14 protein-coding genes and 1 pseudogene are annotated in these 19,071 nt (G+C 71.0%); 4 read left to right on the top strand and 11 right to left on the bottom strand.

Translation table 11 applies throughout. The features are described from left to right. The 9 genes and pseudogenes from BST11_RS22750 to BST11_RS22710 all read right to left on the bottom strand — a co-directional run. Positions 1-1,016, bottom strand: a 1,016-nt coding sequence (locus BST11_RS22750; protein ID WP_142276504.1) for a PE family protein, incomplete at its 3' end; no start/stop codon positions are given. 120 nt (positions 1,017-1,136) lie between these two features. Beyond that, positions 1,137-2,437: pseudogene (locus tag BST11_RS22745) on the bottom strand (pyridoxal phosphate-dependent aminotransferase). Positions 2,438-2,563: 126 nt separating this feature from the next. Then, a complete protein-coding gene (locus tag BST11_RS22740) occupies positions 2,564-5,401 on the bottom strand; it encodes a heterodisulfide reductase-related iron-sulfur binding cluster (RefSeq protein WP_083140377.1) in 2,838 nt (945 codons plus the stop codon). A 134-nt stretch (positions 5,402-5,535) separates the two neighbouring features. Then, positions 5,536-7,194 carry an Hsp70 family protein gene (locus tag BST11_RS22735; RefSeq protein WP_083140375.1) on the bottom strand — a complete coding sequence of 553 codons (1,659 nt, stop codon included), beginning with the start codon at positions 7,192-7,194 and terminating at the stop codon, positions 5,536-5,538. Between the two features lie 27 nt (positions 7,195-7,221). Beyond that, the gene (locus BST11_RS22730) at positions 7,222-7,782 is read right to left on the bottom strand and encodes a hypothetical protein (RefSeq protein WP_083140373.1); all 561 of its coding nucleotides are present in this window, start codon (positions 7,780-7,782) and stop codon (positions 7,222-7,224) included. A 35-nt stretch (positions 7,783-7,817) separates the two neighbouring features. Beyond that, positions 7,818-8,411, bottom strand: a complete 594-nt coding sequence (locus BST11_RS22725; protein WP_068212813.1) for a hypothetical protein — start codon at positions 8,409-8,411, stop codon at positions 7,818-7,820. Positions 8,412-8,514: 103 nt separating this feature from the next. Continuing rightward, on the bottom strand, positions 8,515-9,000 hold the full coding sequence (locus BST11_RS22720; protein WP_083140371.1) for a (2Fe-2S)-binding protein: 486 nt from the start codon (positions 8,998-9,000) through the stop codon (positions 8,515-8,517). After that, on the bottom strand, positions 8,993-9,901 hold the full coding sequence (locus tag BST11_RS22715; RefSeq protein WP_083140369.1) for an FAD binding domain-containing protein: 909 nt from the start codon (positions 9,899-9,901) through the stop codon (positions 8,993-8,995). Before BST11_RS22715 ends, BST11_RS22720 begins: the two co-directional genes overlap by 8 nt. After that, positions 9,898-12,219 carry a xanthine dehydrogenase family protein molybdopterin-binding subunit gene (locus BST11_RS22710; protein ID WP_083140367.1) on the bottom strand — a complete coding sequence of 774 codons (2,322 nt, stop codon included), beginning with the start codon at positions 12,217-12,219 and terminating at the stop codon, positions 9,898-9,900. The genes BST11_RS22715 and BST11_RS22710 overlap by 4 nt, the downstream gene beginning before the upstream one ends. Before the next feature lie 71 nt (positions 12,220-12,290). Here BST11_RS22710 and BST11_RS22705 point away from each other — a divergent pair, with 71 nt between their 5' ends. Beyond that, positions 12,291-12,866, top strand: coding sequence for a nucleotidyltransferase family protein (locus BST11_RS22705; protein WP_083140365.1), 576 nt, complete (start codon positions 12,291-12,293; stop codon positions 12,864-12,866). Here BST11_RS22705 and BST11_RS22700 read toward each other — a convergent pair. Further along, positions 12,863-13,813, bottom strand: coding sequence for an amidohydrolase family protein (locus tag BST11_RS22700; protein WP_083140363.1), 951 nt, complete (start codon positions 13,811-13,813; stop codon positions 12,863-12,865). The genes BST11_RS22705 and BST11_RS22700 overlap by 4 nt on opposite strands. Further along, positions 13,813-15,303: an aldehyde dehydrogenase family protein gene (locus tag BST11_RS22695; RefSeq protein ID WP_083140361.1), complete on the bottom strand. Its 1,491-nt coding sequence runs from the start codon at positions 15,301-15,303 to the stop codon at positions 13,813-13,815. Before BST11_RS22695 ends, BST11_RS22700 begins: the two co-directional genes overlap by 1 nt. Positions 15,304-15,412: 109 nt before the next feature. Here BST11_RS22695 and BST11_RS22690 point away from each other — a divergent pair, with 109 nt between their 5' ends. The 3 genes from BST11_RS22690 (at position 15,413) to grpE (ending at position 19,067) form a co-directional block, all read left to right on the top strand. Then, a complete protein-coding gene (locus tag BST11_RS22690) occupies positions 15,413-16,360 on the top strand; it encodes a LysR family transcriptional regulator (protein WP_244897752.1) in 948 nt (315 codons plus the stop codon). 170 nt (positions 16,361-16,530) lie between these two features. Continuing rightward, on the top strand, positions 16,531-18,387 hold the full coding sequence (gene dnaK / locus BST11_RS22685) for a molecular chaperone DnaK (RefSeq protein ID WP_083140359.1): 1,857 nt from the start codon (positions 16,531-16,533) through the stop codon (positions 18,385-18,387). After that, complete coding sequence (gene grpE, locus BST11_RS22680; protein ID WP_083140357.1) at positions 18,384-19,067, top strand: nucleotide exchange factor GrpE; 684 nt, start codon at positions 18,384-18,386, stop codon at positions 19,065-19,067. The genes dnaK and grpE overlap by 4 nt, the downstream gene beginning before the upstream one ends. Positions 19,068-19,071: the final 4 nt, after the last annotated feature.

The raw sequence follows: 19,071 nt of genomic DNA, 5'->3' as shown, positions 1-19,071 counted from the left end.
CCCTGACCCCCGGCCCCACCGGCCAGGCCGGTCCCGCCCTGGCCACCGCCGGCCGCACCCAGCGCGCCGACGTCGCCGACGCCGCCGGTTCCGCCGCCACCGCCGGTACCGCCGGCTCCGTAGACGCCCGCCGCTCCTGCGGCGCCCAGCGAGCCGCCCGAGCCGCCGGCCCCGCCGGCTCCCGCGTTACCACCGATGCCGCCGGTGCCACCGGTCCCGCCGGCCAAACCATGGCCGACGCCGCTGCCGCCGGTCCCGCCGTCACCGCCCAAACCACCGGCGCCACCGACGCCGCCCGCGCCGCCCGAACCGAGCAGCCCGCCGGCACCGAACATTCCGGTGTCGGCACCGCCGGCTCCCCCGGCACCACCGATCCCGCCGCCCGCACCGGCTCCGCCCATACCGCCCGCGCCGCCCGTGGTGCCGATGCCCCCGGTGCCGCCCGCGCCGCCGGCGCCGCCGGCCCCGCCGACCCCGGTCGTCGCGCTGCCGCCGGCGCCCCCGGCGCCGCCCGTGCCGAACAGCCCGGCGGGCCCGCCGTTGCCGCCCGGCATCCCCGCGGTGCCGGACGCACCGGACCCGCCGGCCCCGCCGTTGCCGAACAGGATGCCGCCGGCCCCGCCGTTGGCCCCGGTCCCCGGGGCCCCGGGCGCGCCGTTGCCGATCAGCGGGCGGCCGGCCAGCGTCAGGAAGGGCGCGTTGATGGCGTTGAGCAGGTCCTGCAGCGGCGTGACGGCCGCGGCCTCGGCGGCGGCGTAAGAACCCGAGGCGCCCGCCAGGGCCTGGGCGAATCCGGCGTGAAAGGCCGCCGCCCGCGCGTTGAGCGCCTGAAATCGCTCGGCGTGCTGGGAAAACATCGCCGCGATGGCCGCCGACACTTCGTCGGCGCCCGCTGCCACCACGGCCGTCGTCCGGGCCGTCGCCGCCGCGTTGGCTGCGCTGAGCGCCGACCCGAGGTTGGCCAGATCAGACGCCGTCGCGGTGATTACATCCGGGGTAGCGATCACAAAAGACACCCGACACCTCCATGGCTTGATCGCTCGGTTGCGATCGACCCAACGGCAGCGACGCGCGATGCGCGCCCGGTTGGCGGCGCTTCAGTGAAAATTCATATTTTCAGCGCCCGCGCGGGCCCCTCACTGCCGGTAGCCGGTCAGGAAGTTGCCCAGCCGCTCGATCGCGGCGGCCAGGTCGCGGGACCACGGCAGGGTCACGATGCGCAGGTGATCGTGCTGCGGCCAGTTGAAGCCGGTGCCCTGGGTGACGAGGATCTTCTCCTGCAGCAGCAGGTCCAGGACCAGCTGCTCGTCGTCGACGATCTCGTAGACCTCCGGGTCCAGCCGCGGAAACGCGTACAGCGCGCCCTCGGGTTTGACGCAAGAAACCCCGGGGATCTCGTTGAGCTTGGTCCAGGCGACGTCGCGCTGCTCGAGCAGCCGGCCGCCGGGCAGGACCAGGTCGTCGATGCTCTGGTAGCCCCCGAGGGCGACCTGGATCGCGTGCTGGGCGGGGACGTTGGGGCACAGCCGCATGTTGGCCAGCAGGCTGATCCCCTCGATGAAGCTGCCGGCGTGGTCCTTGGGTCCGGTGATGGCCAGCCAGCCGGCCCGGTAACCGGCGACCCGGTAGGCCTTGGACAGGCCGTTGAACGTCAGGCACAGCAGGTCCGGGGCGAGCGAGGCCACGCTGATGTGCCTGGCGTCGTCGTAGAGGATCTTGTCGTAGATCTCGTCGGCGAGCAGCAGCAGCTGGTGCTTGCGGGCCAAATCGACCATCTGGGTGAGGATTTCGCGGCCGTACACCGCGCCGGTGGGGTTGTTGGGGTTGATCACGACCAGCGCCTTGGTGCGCTCGGTGATCTTCGACTCGAGGTCGGCGATGTCGGGCTGCCAGTTCTGGGTCTCGTCGCACAGGTAGTGCACGGGCGTGCCGCCGGCCAGCGACGTCGACGCCGTCCACAGCGGGTAGTCCGGCGACGGGATCAGCACCTGGTCGCCGTTGTCCAGCAGGGCCTGCAGCGTCATCGTGATCAGCTCGGAGACGCCGTTGCCCAGGTACACGTCGTCGACGTCGAACCGAGGGAAGTCCTCGACGAGCTCGTAACGGGTCACCACCGCGCGGCGGGCGGGCAGGATGCCCTGCGAGTCGGAATAGCCCTGCGCGTAGGGCAGGGCCTGGATCATGTCGCGCATGATCACGTCGGGCGCCTCGAAGCCGAACGGCGCCGGGTTGCCGATGTTGAGCTTGAGGATGCGGTGCCCCTCGGCCTCCAGCCGCGCCGCGTGCTGGTGCACCGGGCCGCGGATCTCGTACAGCACGTCCTGCAATTTGGACGACTGCGCGAAGGCCCGCTGCCGGTGATGTCCGACTTGAAAAGCGGAGCCGTGCGCGGGCAGCGGGTGCGTGGTCACCCATCTATGGTGCCACTGCTGTCCAATCAAATTTGCTGACGGCGCCGAATACCGGCCGCAGGCGTTGCGGCCGCGCGCGTCGCCGAGCGTGCACCTGTTGCGAATTTTCTGCCGATTTTTCGCAGTGGCTGCACGTTCGGCGCGGCGGGCGGTCAGCGTTTGCCGGGTGGGCGTGCCCCGCGTGCGATGCCCAGCCCCTTGGCGGGCGGTGGGGGCGGTGCCGCGTCGCCGTCGCCTTGCGCGGCGGGCTCGGGCTCCGCGGCGGGCTTGGCCTCGGCGGGCTCTGCGGCGGGCTTGGCCTCGGCCGCCGGGGCCGCCTTCTTGGCGCCGGGCCGCTTGGCGCCGGCGGCGATGCCCAGCCCCTTGGCAGGCGCGGCCGGTGCCTTGGGCTCCTCGGCGGTCTTGGCTTCTGCTGTGGCCTCGGCCGGCGAGGCCTGCTCGGCCGCCGGGGCCGCCTTCTTGGCGCCGGGCCGCTTGGCGCCGGCGGCGATGCCCAGCCCCTTGGCAGGTGCGGCGGGCGCCTCCTCGGCCGCCGGGGCCGCCGGGGCCGCCGCGGTGGGCGCGGCTTTCTTGGCGCCGGGTCGCTTGGCGCCGCCGGCGATCCCGAGCCCCTTGGCGGGGGCGGCCTTGGCCGGCTCGGCGGCCTTGGCGGGTTCGGGTTCCTCGGCCTTGGCCGGCGCCTCGGCAGGCGCGGTCGCGGTCGCGGCCTCCGCCTTGGGGGCCGCCTTGGGCTTTTCGGCGGCCCGCTTCTCGGCTTCCGTTGCGGCCGTGCCCTTCTCGGGCAGCGTCGCCTTGTCGTACTCGAGTGACGCGAGCAGGATCTGGGCCACGTCGAGCACCTCGACGCCGCTGCGCCCGGCCTCCTCCTGACGGTCGTTGACCCCGTCGGTGATCATCACCCGGCAGAACGGGCACGCGGTGGCGACGGTGGCCGCCCCGGTGGCCAGCGCCTCGTCGACGCGTTCGTGGTTGATGCGCTTGCCGATGTGCTCTTCCATCCACATCCGCGCGCCGCCCGCGCCGCAGCAGAAGCTGCGCTCGGCGTTGCGCGGCATCTCGGTGAGGTTGGCGCCGGACGCGCCGATCAGCTCGCGCGGCGCCTCGTACACCTTGTTGTGCCGGCCCAGGTAGCAGGGGTCGTGGTAGGTGATGTCCTGCGAGACCGGGGTGACCGGGACCAGCTTCTGGTCGCGCACCAGCCGGTTGAGCAGCTGCGTGTGGTGCAGCACGCTGTAGTTGGCGCCCAGCTGCCGGTACTCGCGGCCCAGCGTGTTGAAGCAATGCGGGCAGGTCACCACGATCTTGCGGTCGACGGTCTCCACGCCCTCGAACACCCCGTCCAGGGTCTCCACGGCCTGCTGGGCCAGCTGCTGGAACAAGAACTCGTTGCCCGAGCGGCGCGCGGAGTCGCCGTTGCAGGTTTCGCCGGTCCCCAGCACCATGAACTTCACGCCGGCGATGGCCAGCAGCTCGGCGACGGCCTTGGTGGTCTTCTTGGCCTTGTCGTCGTAGGCGCCGGCGCAGCCCACCCAGAACAGGTACTCGTAGCCGTCGAAGCTGTCGACATCCTCGCCGTAGACCGGCACGTCGAAGTCGACCTCGTCGATCCAGTTGGTGCGGTCGGAGGCGTTCTGCCCCCACGGATTGGCTTTGGTCTCAAGGTTTTTGAACAGCACCGACAGCTCGGAGGGGAACTCCGACTCCATCATCACCTGGTAGCGGCGCATATCGACGATGTGGTCGACGTGCTCGATGTCCACCGGGCATTGCTCGACACACGCCCCACAGGTCACGCAGGACCACAGCACGTCGGGGTCGATGACGCCGCCCTGCTCTTCGGTGCCCACCAGGGGGCGGGTCGCCTGCTCGGGCCCGGAGCCCATGACACGGCCGAAGCCCGACTCGGGGACGTGGTGTTCCTCGGCGTGCTTCTCGCCGGACAGTTTCTCGCCGAGCCCGCCCTCCGGGGTGCTCTCGGCGGGAGACTGCTTGTCGCCCAGGATGTACGGCGCTTTGGCCATCCAGTGGTCGCGCAGGTCCATGATGACGAGCTTGGGCGACAGCGGCTTTCCGGTGTTCCAGGCCGGGCACTGCGACTGACAGCGCCCACACTCGGTACAGGTGGCGAAGTCCAGCATCGCCTTCCAGCTGAAGTCCTCGATCTTGCCGCGGCCGAATTCGGCGTCGTCGGGCGGGTTTTCGAAGTCGATCGGCTTGCCGTCGGCCTCGATCGGCAGCAGCGGGCCCAGCCCGTCGGGCAGCCGCTTGAAGATGACGTTGATCGGCGCCAAAAAGATGTGCAGGTGCTTGGAGTGCAGCACGATGATCAGGAACGCCAGCATGACGCCGATGTGCAGCAGCAGGGCGACCGTCTCCAGGACCTCGTTACCGGTGTGCCCGAGCGGACGCAGGATCACCCCGAACAACTGTGACAGGAACGCGCCGTTGCCGTAGGGGAGCGTGCCGTTGTTCACCGCGGACCCGCGCACCAGCACGTAGGTCCAGATGACGTTGAAGATCATGAACAGGATCAGCCAGGCGCCGCCGGTGTGCGAGCCGTAGAACCGCGACGAGCGGCCGTACTCCTTCGGCTCGGTCCGCAACCGGATGATCGCGAAGGTGGCGATGCCGAGGAAGACGGCGGTCGCGAAGAAGTCCTGCAAAAAGCCCAGCGCGTCCCACCGACCGATGATCGGGATGTGGAAATTGTCCTGGAAGAGCAGGCCGTAGGCCTCGATGTAGACCGTGAGCAGGATGAAAAATCCCCACATGGTGAAGAAGTGCGCCAGGCCGGGGATCGACCACTTCAGCAGCCGGCGCTGCCCGAAGACCTCGGCGATCTCCGTCCAGATCCGCTCGCCGACGTTGTCGGCGTGCCCGGTGGCCGGTTTACCGGCGGTGACCAGTTTGAACAGCCACAGGACCCGCCGCGCGGCGAATAGGAGCACGACCGCCGTCATGCCCATGCCCACTACCAGTCTGATGAGCATCTGTGTGTCCACAGAAGACCTCTCCAATGCCTAGTCATGCGGGGTCCTCGGCCCCCGTCTTTTGCCTGCTTAGGCCCTGCTCATAGTTGCATCTCCCCGGCCTTGGGCGCGAGAAAGGCTGCCCTAACCCCGCCTCAGGGCCTGGGTGGCTGGGGCAGGAACGGGGGCAGCAGAGGTCTGGGCCGCGTGGTGGGCGCCTGCGACGAGGTGGGCGCCTGCGACGTCGTGGGCGCCTGCGACGTCGTGGTCGGCGCGGCGCTCGTGGTCGTCGTGGTCGGGGGCTGGCCGGTGGTCGTCGTGGTGGCCGGGGGCTCGCTGGTGGAGCTCGGCGCCGGCGACTGCGTCGACGGCGACGGCGGGGGTGGCAGCACGGTGACGGTGGTGCTGTCGTCCGGGCCGGTGATCGTCACCGTCTGCGACGTCGGCGGCGGCCCCGGCTGGTTGGGCGGCGTGGTGTTGGCCGGGCTGGTTCTCGGGTGGCCCAGCGTCAGCGCCAGCACCACCGCGACCAGCACGGCCGCGGCCGCGCCGACCACGCTCAAGACCAGCGCCGTGCGCTTGTACCAGGGCAGCGAGGGTTCGCCAGCGGGGGCCGATCCCGTTGGCTCCCGGCCGTATTCGCCGGTCATGTCGGGTCCGGTGTAGGGCACCGGCTCGGCGGCGTCGTCGGCGTCCTGAGACCACGCCAGGGCCGGACCGCCCCCGGCGACCCGGGAGGTCTCGACGGCCTCGGTCGGGTTCTCGACGACGGGACTCGCCGCGGTCGCGACGCCCGCCGCGGCCTGCTGCTGACCCAGCGCGGCCGCGCCGACGGCGGCGGCGAACGCGGGCCGCGGTGCGCTGTGGACCGGCGTCCCCAGGCGCTCGAACAGGCGCGCGTTGATCAGCGGGATCGCGGCGCCCCCGCCGACCATCGCGACGGCCGCCAGGCCGGATCGTTGAATCCCGTTGCGCCGCAAGGCTTCCTCCAAATTATCGAGGAACCGCTCCAGCGCTGGGGAGATGAGTTGTTCGAGCTCCAGGCGGGCCAGCCGGACGTGGTCGCCCGAGTCCCCCGCGACGGTGGCGGCCGTCGCCGTGGACAGCCGCTCCTTGGCGCGGCGGCACTCGGCGAGCAGGCGGCCGCCGGCCCCGATCCGCGCGGTGCTTTCGAGGCCGCGGGTGTCGGTGTCCGATACGGCGCGCACGTGATCGAGGACAAGTTGGTCGATCCCGTCGCCGGACAGCGCGGTGTCGCGCACCGACGGGCCGATCTGCCGCGAGTTCCCGGCGTCGATCAGGGTGACGCTGGTGCCGCTCGCGCCGAAATCGCACACCGCGACGACCCCGCCGGCGGGGAATCCCGGGCCGGTGCGCAGCGCGGCGAGCGCCGCGGTGGCGTCGGAGACCAGGGCCGGCGCGACGCCGCCGCGGCTCAGCTCCGGCTGGGCGAAGAATTCCTCTCGCAGCGCGGTGGTCTGCGCCTCGGACCAGTAGGCGGGGACCGCGACGGTGACCGGGCTGCCGTAGCCGACCGTGCGCGCCATGGCCTCGATCGCTTCGACCGTCAGCACCTCGCCGAGGTACTTCGTCCCGTCGGCCGCCACCAACGGGGCCCGGTCCCCGACCCGCTCGACGAATCCGCGCAGCACCAGCCCCGGTTCGGTCAGGCCCGGGTTCTCTTCCGGCAGGCCGATTTCGGTGGGGCGGTTTTCGAACAGCGTCAGCACCGCGCTGCGGGCCACCGTGGCGCCGCCCGCGCGGGCCGCCACCAGGTTGGCCGCCCCGATCGACAGCCCGAGCGACTCACTCATCGCGCACACGCGACCAGTTGGGACCGGTCACCGGAGACCGGGCGGCAGCGTGACCGGATTCGGCACCCCGGGAATGGTGATCACCGGCGGAAGGGGCGGCAGATGATGCCGATGCGTGGGCTGCTGGGTGGGCCGCTGCGTGGGCTGCTGCGTCGGCTGCTGCGCGGGCGGCTCGACGGCGCTGCTGGTGGGTGGCTCCGACGAGGGCGTGGTTTGCGGGGTGGTCGTGGCGCTCGGCGCCGACGACGTCGGGGTGGTCGTCGCCGGCGTGGTGCTGCTGGTGCTCGGGGCGGGGCCGGTGCCCTGGCCGCCCTGGATGAGCTGCATGAGCCCGTAGACGATCAGCGCGAGCAGGGTCAGGACCGCGACAACCCAGGCGATGATCCCGGCGGGCCTGCGATACCACGGGGTGGGCTCGGGTTCCGCGCCGAACGCGTCGAACGCCTCGGGCGGTTCCACCTGTTCAGGCGGCGTCTCCGCAGCGGGCGGCGGTGCCCCCCCGGGTGGCGGGGGTCCGCCCGGGGCGCCGTAGTCCGCGTACTGCGTCTGCTGGTTGTGGAAATCCTCGGGTGGGCCGTTGCGTGCCACGGAACCGATGGTACTTACACCGCTTTCCTGCCCGCTCAGAACGTCGTGACCTTCTCGACGCTGACGAACATGCCGTGGCCGGTGTGGTCGTTGGTGAAGCGCGTCCCCTCTTCGGTCGCGTTGATCGTCCAGCCCTGCGCCGCGTACGTCTTGTAGTCGATCGTCACGGTCGGGATGGCGCCCAGGTTGCCCAGCACCCACTGCACGTTGCCGCCGGCGCTGATGTTCACGCCGTTGGCGTGCTCGCCGTCCTGCAGGGGCGAGTTGGTGAACGGCGCCTCGCAGCCGACGGCGTCCTTGTTGATCTGGCAGCGCGTCTGGCCGGACTTGGTCTCGATGAAGACGTAGCCGTTGGGGTCGGGCGGCAGCGGGATGGAGCCCGCCGGCGGCGTGGTCGGGGTGCTCGGGCCGACGGGACCCGGCGGGGCGGCGATCCCCGGGGCCGGCGTCGCCGTGCTCGGCCGCGGCGTGGGGAAGGTCGGTTCGACCGGTCCGGCCCCGGGCGCGGCGACGGGCTTGCCCTCGATGGTGGAGCTGCAGGCGTCGATCAAGGCGGGGCTGGCCAGCAGGGGGACGAGCACCAGCGAGCCCCCGGCCAGGCTCAACCGTGCCTTCCGCGATAACTGCACCCGCCGCTCCCGAAATACTCAGATTCAGCGCTCAAGAGTACGCAAGGAGCGGTGAAAGTTACTGTAAGCAGGGCCCTATCGATGCCGAGCCGATGGCGCAGGTTTACCGCTGCGTGACCGACTGCAGCTCCGCGGCCCGATGCGCGGCCGCCACGATGCCCTGATAGCCGGTGCAGCGGCAGAAGTTCCCGGACAGGCCCTCGCGGATCTCGTCGTCGGTGGGGTCGGGGTTGTCGCGCAGCAGCGCGGTCAGCGACATCACAAAACCCGGTGTGCAGAAACCGCATTGCAGCCCGTGGCACTCCCGCAGCGCCGCCTGCACGGGCGACAGGGTCCCGTCCGGCGACGCGATCCCCTCGACCGTCGTCACCTCCAGGCCGTCCGCCTGGACCGCGAACATCAGGCACGACCGCACCGCGTCGCCGTCCACCAGCACCGTGCAGGCGCCGCACGACCCGTGCTCGCAGCCGAGATGGGTCCCGGTCAGGCCGCACTTTTCGCGCAGGAAGTCCGCCAGCGTCATGCGCGGTTCGACGGTGGCCGTGATCGGAGTGCCGTTCACCGACAACTGGATCGGTTGTTCATGCATCGCGTGCTCCCGGGGCTGTGTCGTCGATGGCTTCATTGAGCGCTTCTGTCCAGGCGCGCGTGACCATGGTTTCGCCCACCTGGGTGCGGTAGGCGGCCGACCCCTGCAGGTCGGTCGGTACGTCGTCGAGCCCGTCCATCGCGGCCCGGCCGATGTCCTCGGCGACCAGCTCGCCGACCGGCTTGCCGATCACCGCGGCCTCGGCCGCCGTCGCGCGCCGGGGCGTCGAGCCCAGGCCCAGCAGCCCGATCCCGCAGCGCGACACCCGGTTCTGACCGTCACTGTCGTCGAGCGAGACGGCGACCAGCGCGCCCGCGATCGCGAAATCGCCGTGGCGACGGGAGAATTCGTGGATCGAGAACCCGGACCTGCCGTTCCACACCGGGAACCGGACCCCGGTCAGCACCTCGTCGGGCTCCATCGTGGTTTCCCACAGGCCGACGAAGAAGTCCGCCGCGGCGATCTCGCGGCGGCCCCGCGGCGAGAGCACCTCGATCGCCGCGTCGAGGGTCAGCGCGACCGCCGGGTATTCGCCGGCGGCGTCGGCGTGGGCGATGGAGCCACCCAGGGTGCCGCGGTTGCGGATCTGGAAGTGCCCGACGAACGGCGTCGCGCGGGTCAGCAGCGGAACCGATTGGCGCACTTGGTCGTCGGCGCCCACCACGGCCTCGGTGGTTCCCGCCCCGATCCACAGCTCGTCACCTCTGCGATCGATGCCCCGCAACTCGGGCAGCCGGGAGATGTCGATGAGGTGGTCGAAGTACGCCAGGCGCATCGACAGCATCGGGACCAGGCTCTGCCCGCCCGCGATGATCTTCGCGTCATCGCCCAGCTCGGCCAGCAGGCCCACCGCGTCCTCGATGGTGTCGGGCCGGTGGTAGTCGAACGCGGCGGGCTTCATCGGCCCGCCGCCTCGTCCAGCAGGGCCGCGATCGAGGCGGGGCTGGCCGGCAGCCGGGTGATGGCGACCCCCAGCGGAGCGAGCGCGTCGTTGATGGCGTTGATCACCGCGGGCACCGAGCCGATGGCCCCGCCCTCGCCGGCGCCCTTGTACCCGCCGGGCCCGGGGCCCGGGATCTCGACGTGGCCGAACTCGATGGGCGGCACCTCGGTGGCCGTGGGCAACAGGTAGTCGACGAACGTGGTGGCCAGCGGGTTGCCGTCCTCGTCGTAGGCCATTTCCTCCATCAGCGCGCCGCCGATGCCCTGCACCGTGCCACCGGCGATCTGGCCCTCCACGATGGCCGGGTTGATCATGGGCCCGACGTCCTCGCTGACGATGTAGCGCAGCAGCGTGACCTTGCCGGTGGCCACGTCCACCTCGCAGGTGCAGGCGTGCGTGGCGTTGGACCACAGGATGGGCGCCGTGGCGACGTAGCGCGCGGTCGCCTCCAGCTCGGGCGACATACCCGCCGGCAGCGCCTGCGGCGAGTAGTAGGCGGTATAGGCCAGCTCGCCGAAGGTCACCTGCTTCGACGGGTCCCCCCGCACCGTGGCGGTCGAATGCGCCAGCGTCACTTCGGATTCGGCCACCTTCAGGTGATGCGCCGCCAGGGCCACGATCTTCTCGCGCAGAATCCCCCCGGCCTCCGCGACGGCCCCGGCGGTCATCGGGCCGCTGCGGCTGCCCTGGGTTCCCGCCCCGTACGGGGTGATCGCGGTGTCGCCCTGGATGGTGGACACATCGTCGATGTCGGCGCCCAGCGCGTCCGCGGTCAGCTGAATCACGGTGGTTTCCAAGCTGTTTCCGGTCGAGCCGCCGTTCACGTAGACGTTGATCTTGCCCGTCGGCTCCATCCGCATGGTGCAGCCCTCGGTGGCCAGGTGGCCCGTCGCCGCACCGGTCGGCTCGATGTAGGCCGAGAATCCCAGCCCCAAATAGCGACCCTGCGCGAGCGCGTCGCGCTGCTCCTTGCGAAACCCCTCGTGGTCGAGGATCTTCACGGCCTGCTCGAACGTCTCGCTGGGCGCGACGTGGTCGTAGGGCATGCCGTTGGGGTTGACGTACGGCATCTCGTCGCGGCGCAGCAGGTTGCGGCGGCGCAGTTCGATCGGGTCGATGCCCATCTTGCGCGCGGCGATGTCGAGCAGGATTTCGCGCGCCAGCGTCTCGTACTGCCAGGGGCCGCGGTAGGCGGCCAGGCCGCTGGTGTTGGTGAAGACCGTCTGGTAGTTGAAGCTCGCCTTGGGCACGCGGTAGGGGCCGGGGAAGAACATGCCGATGGCGGCCGTGGTCAGCACCGGGTAGGGCGTCGGGTAGGCGCCGACGTCCTGCACGAAGTCGATGTCGGCCGCCGCGATGTTGCCTTCGTCGTCGAAAGCCAGCCTCGCCGTTCCGTTTACGTGGCGGGCCTGGCCCGCCGACATCAGGTTCTCGCGCCGATCCTCGATCCACTTCAGCGCCGCGGGCACCTTGCGGGCGGCCAGCATGATGCACATGTCCTCGCGCATCGGGACGACCTTCTGGCCGAAGCCGCCCCCGGTGTCGCGCATGATGACCCGGACCCGTTGCGCCGCAATGCCCAGCAGCCGCGCGCAGAACGCCCGCAGTTCGTGCGGCGTCTGCGTCGACGCCCACAGGGTGAGCTCGCCGGAGGCCGCCTCCCACTCCGCCACCAGGCCGCGGGTCTCGATCGGCACCGGAGCATAAATCTGTTGGTAGATGTTCTCTTTCACCACGCAGGCCGCCGAGGCGAAGACCTCTTCGTCCGGCGGTGCGCCGCCCATCCCGCCCGCGACGTTGGCCGCATAGGTGTCGTGCACCAACACCTCCGACGACTGCGCCCGGGTGAAGTCGGTGATCGCGGGCAGCGGCTCGTAGTCGACGTCGACCAGTTCCAGCGCGTCCTCGGCGACATACCGGCTCTCGGCGACGATCAGCGCGACGGGGTCACCGACGAACTTCGCCTCGCCCTCGGCCAGGGGCGGGCGCGGGGTGTCCGGGACGTCCTTGCCCGCGACGGCGTGCCACGCCTCCTTGACGTCGGGGTTGAGGTCGGCGGCGGTGAACACCGCGCGCACCCCGGGCAGCGCCAGCGCCGCCGACGCGTCGATTCCGTTGATCTTCGCGCGCGCGAAGGGGCTGCGCACGAAGCAGCCGTGCAGCATGCCCGGCCGCGAGATGTCGTCGACGAAGCCGCCGCGGCCGGTCAGCAGCCGGCCGTCCTCCACCCGCTGGACGCGGGTTCCGGCGTACCGCGGCGCGATCGTTTCCGACATTGGCACTCCATCTCGTTGTCGCTCGATGAGAAGCTGAATGTCATCATAGGAGAGTGCCGTTATCGCAGTCGATGGGTTCGGCGCCCCGCGCCCCGCACCACGTCGGGGTGTTGCTCGCCGCGGGCGCGGGACGGCGCTACGGCAAGCCGAAGGTGCTGGTTAAAGGCTGGCTGGACACCGCGGTCGGCGCGCTGCGCGACGGCGGCTGCGCCGACGTCGTCGTGGTCTTGGGTGCCGCGGAGGTCGCCACCCCGCCGGGGGCCGCCGCGGTCCTCGCGCCGGACTGGGCCGACGGGCTGAGCGCGTCGGTACGCGCCGGGCTGGCCGAGGCCGGCCGCAGGCACGCCGACTTCGCCGTGCTGCACGTCGTCGACACCCCCGACGTCGGCCCGGACGTGGTGGCGCGGGTCCTGGCCCGCGCGGCGGCCTCGCCCAGCGGGCTGGCGCGCGCGTACTTCGGCGACCGGCCCGGCCATCCGGTGGTGCTGGCGCGCCGGCAGTGGCCCGGGGTGCTGGCCCGGATCTCGGGGGACCAGGGCGCGGGCGCGTACCTGCGCGACCGGGGGGACGTCGAGGCCGTCGACTGCGGCGACCTCGCCGGAGGGCAGGACATCGACGAACCTGAGACGAACCCTGGGCCGCGCTAGAGGCCCAGCAGCCGCTCGGCGTTGCGGTGGCCGATGAGCGCCCGGTCGTGCGCGCTCAGCGGCAGGGCGTCGAAGAAGTCCCGGGCGGCGCGCATCGACCCGAACGGGTGGTCCGCCGAGAAGCACACCCGCCCGGCGCCGACCTGGGCGATCAGGTTGGCGTAGGTCGCCTGGTCGTTGAAGTTGGCGAAGGTGTAGTTCAGGTTCCGCCGCAGATAGGCGCTGACCGGGTGCCGCAGCCCGGTGAGTTCCGGTTTCAGCGTCGCGTCGAAGCGCGGCAGCATGAACGACGTCGCCTCCCCCATGTGCCCGATGATGAACTGCAGCTCGGGGTAGCGGTCGAAGACGCCGCCGAGGATCAGGCGCAGCACGTGGGTGCCCGTGTTGATGTGCCAGCCCCAGCCCACCGTGGACAGCGTGAACGTCACCTCCGCGGAGAACCCCGCGTAGCAGGCCTCGATGACGCGCGGCGGTGGGACGGTCGGGTGCAGGTAGACCGGCACCCGCAGCGCGGCCGCGCGCGCCAGGACGGGGTCGAACAAGGGGTCATCCAGGTACCGGCCCCGGCTGTGCCCGTTGATCACCGCGCCGACGAGGCCGTGCCCGCGCACCGCCCGCTCGAGTTCGTCGGCGGCCTCTTCCGGCGCGCTGATCGGCAGGGCGGCGAATCCCGCCAGCCGATCCGGGTACCGCCCGATCGCGGCCGCGAGTTCGTCGTTGCACGCGCGGGCCAACCGGACGGCCTCCGGACCCTCCAGCTGTTCGACGCCCGGCGCGGCCAGCGACAACACCGCCACGTCGACGCCGCCGTCGTCCATCGCCGCGATGCGGCCTTCGCCCAGATCGCTGATCGGCTCGACGATTCCGGTGCGCGAAGCCAGCCAGCGACCGGGGCCGTTCAGGAATTCCGTTGTGGCGTAATGCTCTTCGAGCGCCAGGACCCTCACTAGCCGGCCAGCACCCGGCCGGCGGCGCTCCAGTAGGGCAGTTCGTCGCGCTTGGCGGCCAGCCGGATCGTCTTGGTGTACCCGTACTCCGAAAGCGTCTCCTGGGCGTGCTCGCGCCCGAAGCCGCTGTGGCCGACCCCGCCGAAGCCCGTGCCGAGCGAGATCCGGTGGTAGTTGTTGACGAAGACGGTCCCGGCCCGGATCCGCCGGCTCACCCGCAGCGCGCGGTCGCTGTCCTGCGTGAACACCGCCGCGACCAGTCCGAACGGTGTGGCGTTGGCGATGCGCACCGCCTCGTCCTCGTCGGTGAACGGCATGAGGGCGACGACGGGACCGAAGATCTCCTCGCGGGCCACCCGCATGGCCGGGGTGACGCCGGTCAGGACCGTCGGCGCGACGTAGAAGCCGTCGGCCAACCGGGCGTCGTCGGGCAGCGCCGCCTGGGCCGCGACGCGGGCGCCCTCGGCCTCGCCGATCCTGAGGTAGTCCAGGACCTGTTTCTGCTGGGCGCGGGTGACCAGCGGACCGACGTCGGTGGCGGGGTCGGCGCCGTCACCCACCCGCAGCCGGCCCACCGCGGCGCACAGCTTTGCCTCGAAGTCCGCATAGACGTTGTCCTGCACCAGGATTCGCGATGCCGCGGTGCAGGCCTCGCCCTGGTTGAAGAACCCGCCGTCGATGGCGGCCAGCAGCGCCTCGTGCAGGCTGGCGTCGTCGAAGACCAGCAGCGGGTTCTTCCCGCCGAGTTCCATCAGCGCCGGGGTGAGGTTGCCCGCCGCGGTCCGCAGCACCGCCGCGCCCGTCCTCGGCGAGCCGGTGAACGACACCTTGCCCACCAACCGGTGCCCGGCCAGCGCGGCGCCCACCTCGCCCTTGCCGGGCACCGCCTCCACCACGCGGTCCGGCAGGACCGACTGGATCAGTTCGACCATGCGCAGCACCACCGACGGCGCCTGCTCCGGCGGTTTGAGCACGACGGCGTTCCCGACGGCCAGCGCGGGTGCGATCTTCCCGGCGGTGTGGATGGGCGGCCAGTTGAACGGCACGATGGCGGCGATCACCCCGTAGGGCTCCAGCGTGGTCAGGTCCAGCACCGGGCCGTAGTCGCGGGCCTGGCTGGGCAGCACCTCCACCAGGCTGCCGAAGTACTCGAAGATGGCGATCGCGGCTTCCACGTCGAAGTTGCGCGCCTGGGTGATGGGCTTGCCCATCTCGAGCGTCTCGAGCCCGGCGATCTCGTCGGCGTGGGCGCGGAGCACCTCGGCGACCTGGCGCAGGTGTCGCCCGCGTTCTCGCGCCGGGCGCCGCTTCCACCGCAGGTGCGCGGCGTGGGCCCGGCGCACGGCCTGGTCGACCTCGTCCGGTCCGGCTCCCTGGACGACGGTGACGGTCTGGCCCGTCGCCGGGTTCTCCACGACGAATTGATCGTCGGTGGACGCCGAAGACCAGCGGGTCCGGGTCCTGGTCAGGGTGGGGGACGACAAATTCATGACAGCGCACCGTCCGGTTGAGGGGGAATGGGACCGACGCGGGTGGTCGCGAAATTAGTTAGGCAAACGTTAAATTGCTTTCGCTGTCGGGCGCCAACAACGTTTTTTGATGACGGCCATCACCGACGGTGATAATGGCTCGGTGGAGCTTCGCCAGCTGGACTACTTCCTCGCCGTCGCGGACACCCTCAGCTTCACCCGGGCCGCCAAGAGGCTGCACGTCGTCCAGTCCGGGGTCTCCGCCACGATCAAGGCGCTCGAACGCGAGCTGGGCGCGCAACTGTTCGTCCGCGGCCCGGCGGGGGTGGCGCTGACCCCGGCGGGGCAGGAGCTGGCGCCCCATGCCCGCGCGACCGTCGACGCCGCGCGCGCCGCCAAGGAGGCCGTCGCCGCCGCCGGCGGGGCCATCCGCGGCACCGTCAAGCTGGGCACGCTGACATCGATCAACGTCATCGACCTGCCGACCCTGCTGGCCGACCTCCACGCGCGGCATCCCGGCGTGCTGGTCCAATTGCGGTCGGCCCGTGCCGGGTCCGCCGGGCTGGCGCAGCAACTGCGCGACGGCCACCTCGACGTCGCCCTGGTCGTCTTCCCGGACGGCCCGCCCGCCGACCTGCACACCCGGCTCGTCGCGGCCTTCCAGTTGTTGCTCGTCGTGCCGTCGGGCCACCCCCTGGCCGGGCGGGGGTCGGTGACCGTGGCCGAGCTGGCCGGGATGTCGTTCGTCGACGGCCCGCCGGGATACGGCAACCGGGCCGTGGTCGACCGGGCATTCGCCGCTGCCGGCGTGCCGCGCACGATCGCCCTCGAGGTCGCCGACATCGCCACCACCGCGACCCACATCCGCAACGGGCTGGGCCTCGGCTTTTTGAGCCGCTTCATCCTCGACGAGATCGGCGACGCGGGCCTGGCCACCGTGAGCGTCTCCGACTACGACCTCACCTGGCGCCTGTACGTCGCGACGTCCGCGGCCCGCCCGGCCGGCGCGGCCACCCGGGCCGTGCTGTCGCTGATCGAGGAGATGATCCCGCAGCGCGGCGCGGCGGGCGTGCGCTGAGGCCACACCCCGGGAACAAGACGCCCCCGCTCGCCGTTACCATGGTCAACAAGTTGAGTGAGCAAGGCTCAACCTTGGGTTGACACCAGGGAGCCCACCAGGGCAGTCTTGAGCGTGGTTCACTCAGCATAGTGCAACCAAAAAGCTCTACACACTCAGGAGGAATCACCATGGCTCGTGCGGTCGGCATCGACCTCGGGACCACCAACTCCGTCGTCGCAGTGCTCGAGGGCGGTGACCCCGTCGTCGTCGCCAACTCCGAGGGCTCGCGGACCACGCCGTCGGTCGTCGCGTTCGCGCGCAACGGCGAGGTGCTGGTCGGTCAGCCCGCCAAGAACCAGGCCGTCACGAACGTCGACCGCACCGTGCGGTCCGTCAAGCGGCACATGGGCACCGACTGGTCCATCGAGGTCGACAGCAAGAAGTACACCGCGCAGGAGATCAGCGCCCGCGTGCTGATGAAGCTGAAGCGCGACGCGGAGGCCTACCTCGGTGAGGACATCACCGACGCGGTCATCACCGTGCCCGCCTACTTCAACGACGCCCAGCGCCAGGCGACCAAGGAAGCCGGCCAGATCGCCGGCCTGAACGTGCTGCGCATCGTCAACGAGCCCACCGCCGCGGCCCTGGCCTACGGGCTGGACAAGGGCGAGAAGGAGCAGACCATCCTGGTGTTCGACCTGGGCGGCGGCACCTTCGACGTCTCGCTGCTCGAGATCGGCGAGGGCGTGGTCGAGGTCCGCGCCACCAGCGGTGACAACCACCTCGGCGGCGACGACTGGGACGACCGCATCGTCAACTGGCTGGTCGAGAAGTTCAAGGGCACCAGCGGGATCGACCTGACCAAGGACAAGATGGCCATGCAGCGGCTGCGTGAGGCCGCCGAGAAGGCCAAGATCGAACTCTCGAGCTCGCAGAGCACCTCGATCAACCTGCCCTACATCACCGTCGACGCGGACAAGAACCCGCTGTTCCTCGACGAGCAACTCACCCGCGCGGAGTTCCAGAAGATCACCCAAGACCTGCTGGACCGCACCCGCAACCCGTTCCAGCAGGTGATCAAGGACGCCGGTATCTCGGTGTCGCAGATCGACCACGTGGTGCTGGTGGGTGGTTCCACCCGGATGCCCGCGGTGACCGACCTGGTGAAGGAGCTCACCGGCGGCAAGGAGCCCAACAAGGGCGTCAACCCCGACGAGGTGGTGGCCGTGGGCGCCGCGCTGCAGGCCGGTGTGCTCAAGGGCGAGGTGAAAGACGTTCTGCTGCTTGACGTCACGCCGCTGAGCCTCGGCATCGAGACCAAGGGCGGCGTGATGACCAAGCTCATCGAGCGCAACACCACGATCCCGACCAAGCGGTCGGAGACCTTCACCACCGCCGACGACAACCAGCCGTCGGTGCAGATCCAGGTGTATCAGGGTGAGCGCGAAATCGCCTCGCACAACAAGCTGCTCGGCTCCTTCGAGCTGACCGGCATCCCGCCGGCCCCGCGCGGCGTGCCCCAGATCGAGGTCACCTTCGACATCGACGCCAACGGCATCGTGCACGTCACGGCCAAGGACAAGGGCACCGGCAAGGAGAACACGATCAAGATCCAGGAGGGCTCCGGCCTGTCCAAGGAGGAGATCGACCGGATGATCAAGGACGCCGAGGCGCACGCCGAGGAGGACCGCAAGCGCCGCGAGGAGGCCGACGTCCGCAACCAGGCCGAGACGCTGGTCTACCAGACGGAGAAGTTCGTCAAAGAACAGCGGGAGGCCGAGGGTGGCTCGAAGGTCCCCGAGGACACCTTGAACAAGGTCGACGCCGCCGTCGCCGACGCGAAGAAGGCGTTGGAGGGCAGCGACATCGGCGCCATCAAGTCGGCGATGGAGAAGCTGGGCCAGGAGTCCCAGGCGCTGGGGCAGGCGATCTACGAGGCCACCCAGGCCGAGGCGGGCCAGGCCGCGGGCGCCGAGGCCGGTGGACCATCCGCCGACGACGTCGTGGACGCGGAGGTGGTCGATGACGACCGGGAGGCCAAGTGACGGACGGAAACCAGAACCCCGAACAGGTGACGATCACGGACAAGCGGCGCATCGATCCCGAGACCGGTGAAGTGCGGCACATCCCTCCCGGCGCCGAGCCCGGCGCTCAGCCGGGCGGGGCCGCACCGGCCGGCCATGCGGACGAGGCGCAGGCCAAGATCGCCGAGCTGACCGCCGACCTGCAACGGGTGCAGGCCGACTTCACCAACTACCGCAAGCGGGCGCTGCGCGACCAGCAGGCCGCGGCGGACCGGGCCAAGGCGTCGGTCGTCAGCCAATTGCTCGGCGTGCTCGACGATCTCGACCGGGCGCGCGCGCACGGCGACCTGGAGTCCGGGCCGCTGAAGTCGGTGGCGGACAAGCTGATGGGCGCGCTGACCGGGCTGGGCCTGACGGCGTTCGGCGCGGAAGGGGAGGAGTTCGACCCCGTCCTGCACGAAGCCGTGCAGCACGAGGGCGACGGCGGCGACGGCTCGACGCCGGTGATCGGGACCGTCCTGCGCCAGGGCTACAAGCTGGGTGAGCAGGTGCTGCGTCACGCCATGGTGGCCGTGGTCGACACGGTCGCCGAGCCCGCCGAAGACACCGCCGCCGACGCCGCCGAAGGCAGCGCCGAAGACAGCGCCGGCGCCGAAATCGAGGCCGACACGGGCGATAAGACCGACACCGCCGGCGAATAGGCCC

Origin of the sequence: Mycobacterium alsense (assembly GCF_002086635.1) — a bacterium.
Taxonomy (GTDB): Bacteria; Actinomycetota; Actinomycetes; order Mycobacteriales; family Mycobacteriaceae; genus Mycobacterium; species Mycobacterium alsense.
The sequence above is the reverse complement of the archived record's forward strand: the minus strand, read 5'-3'. Positions and strand labels throughout refer to the sequence as shown.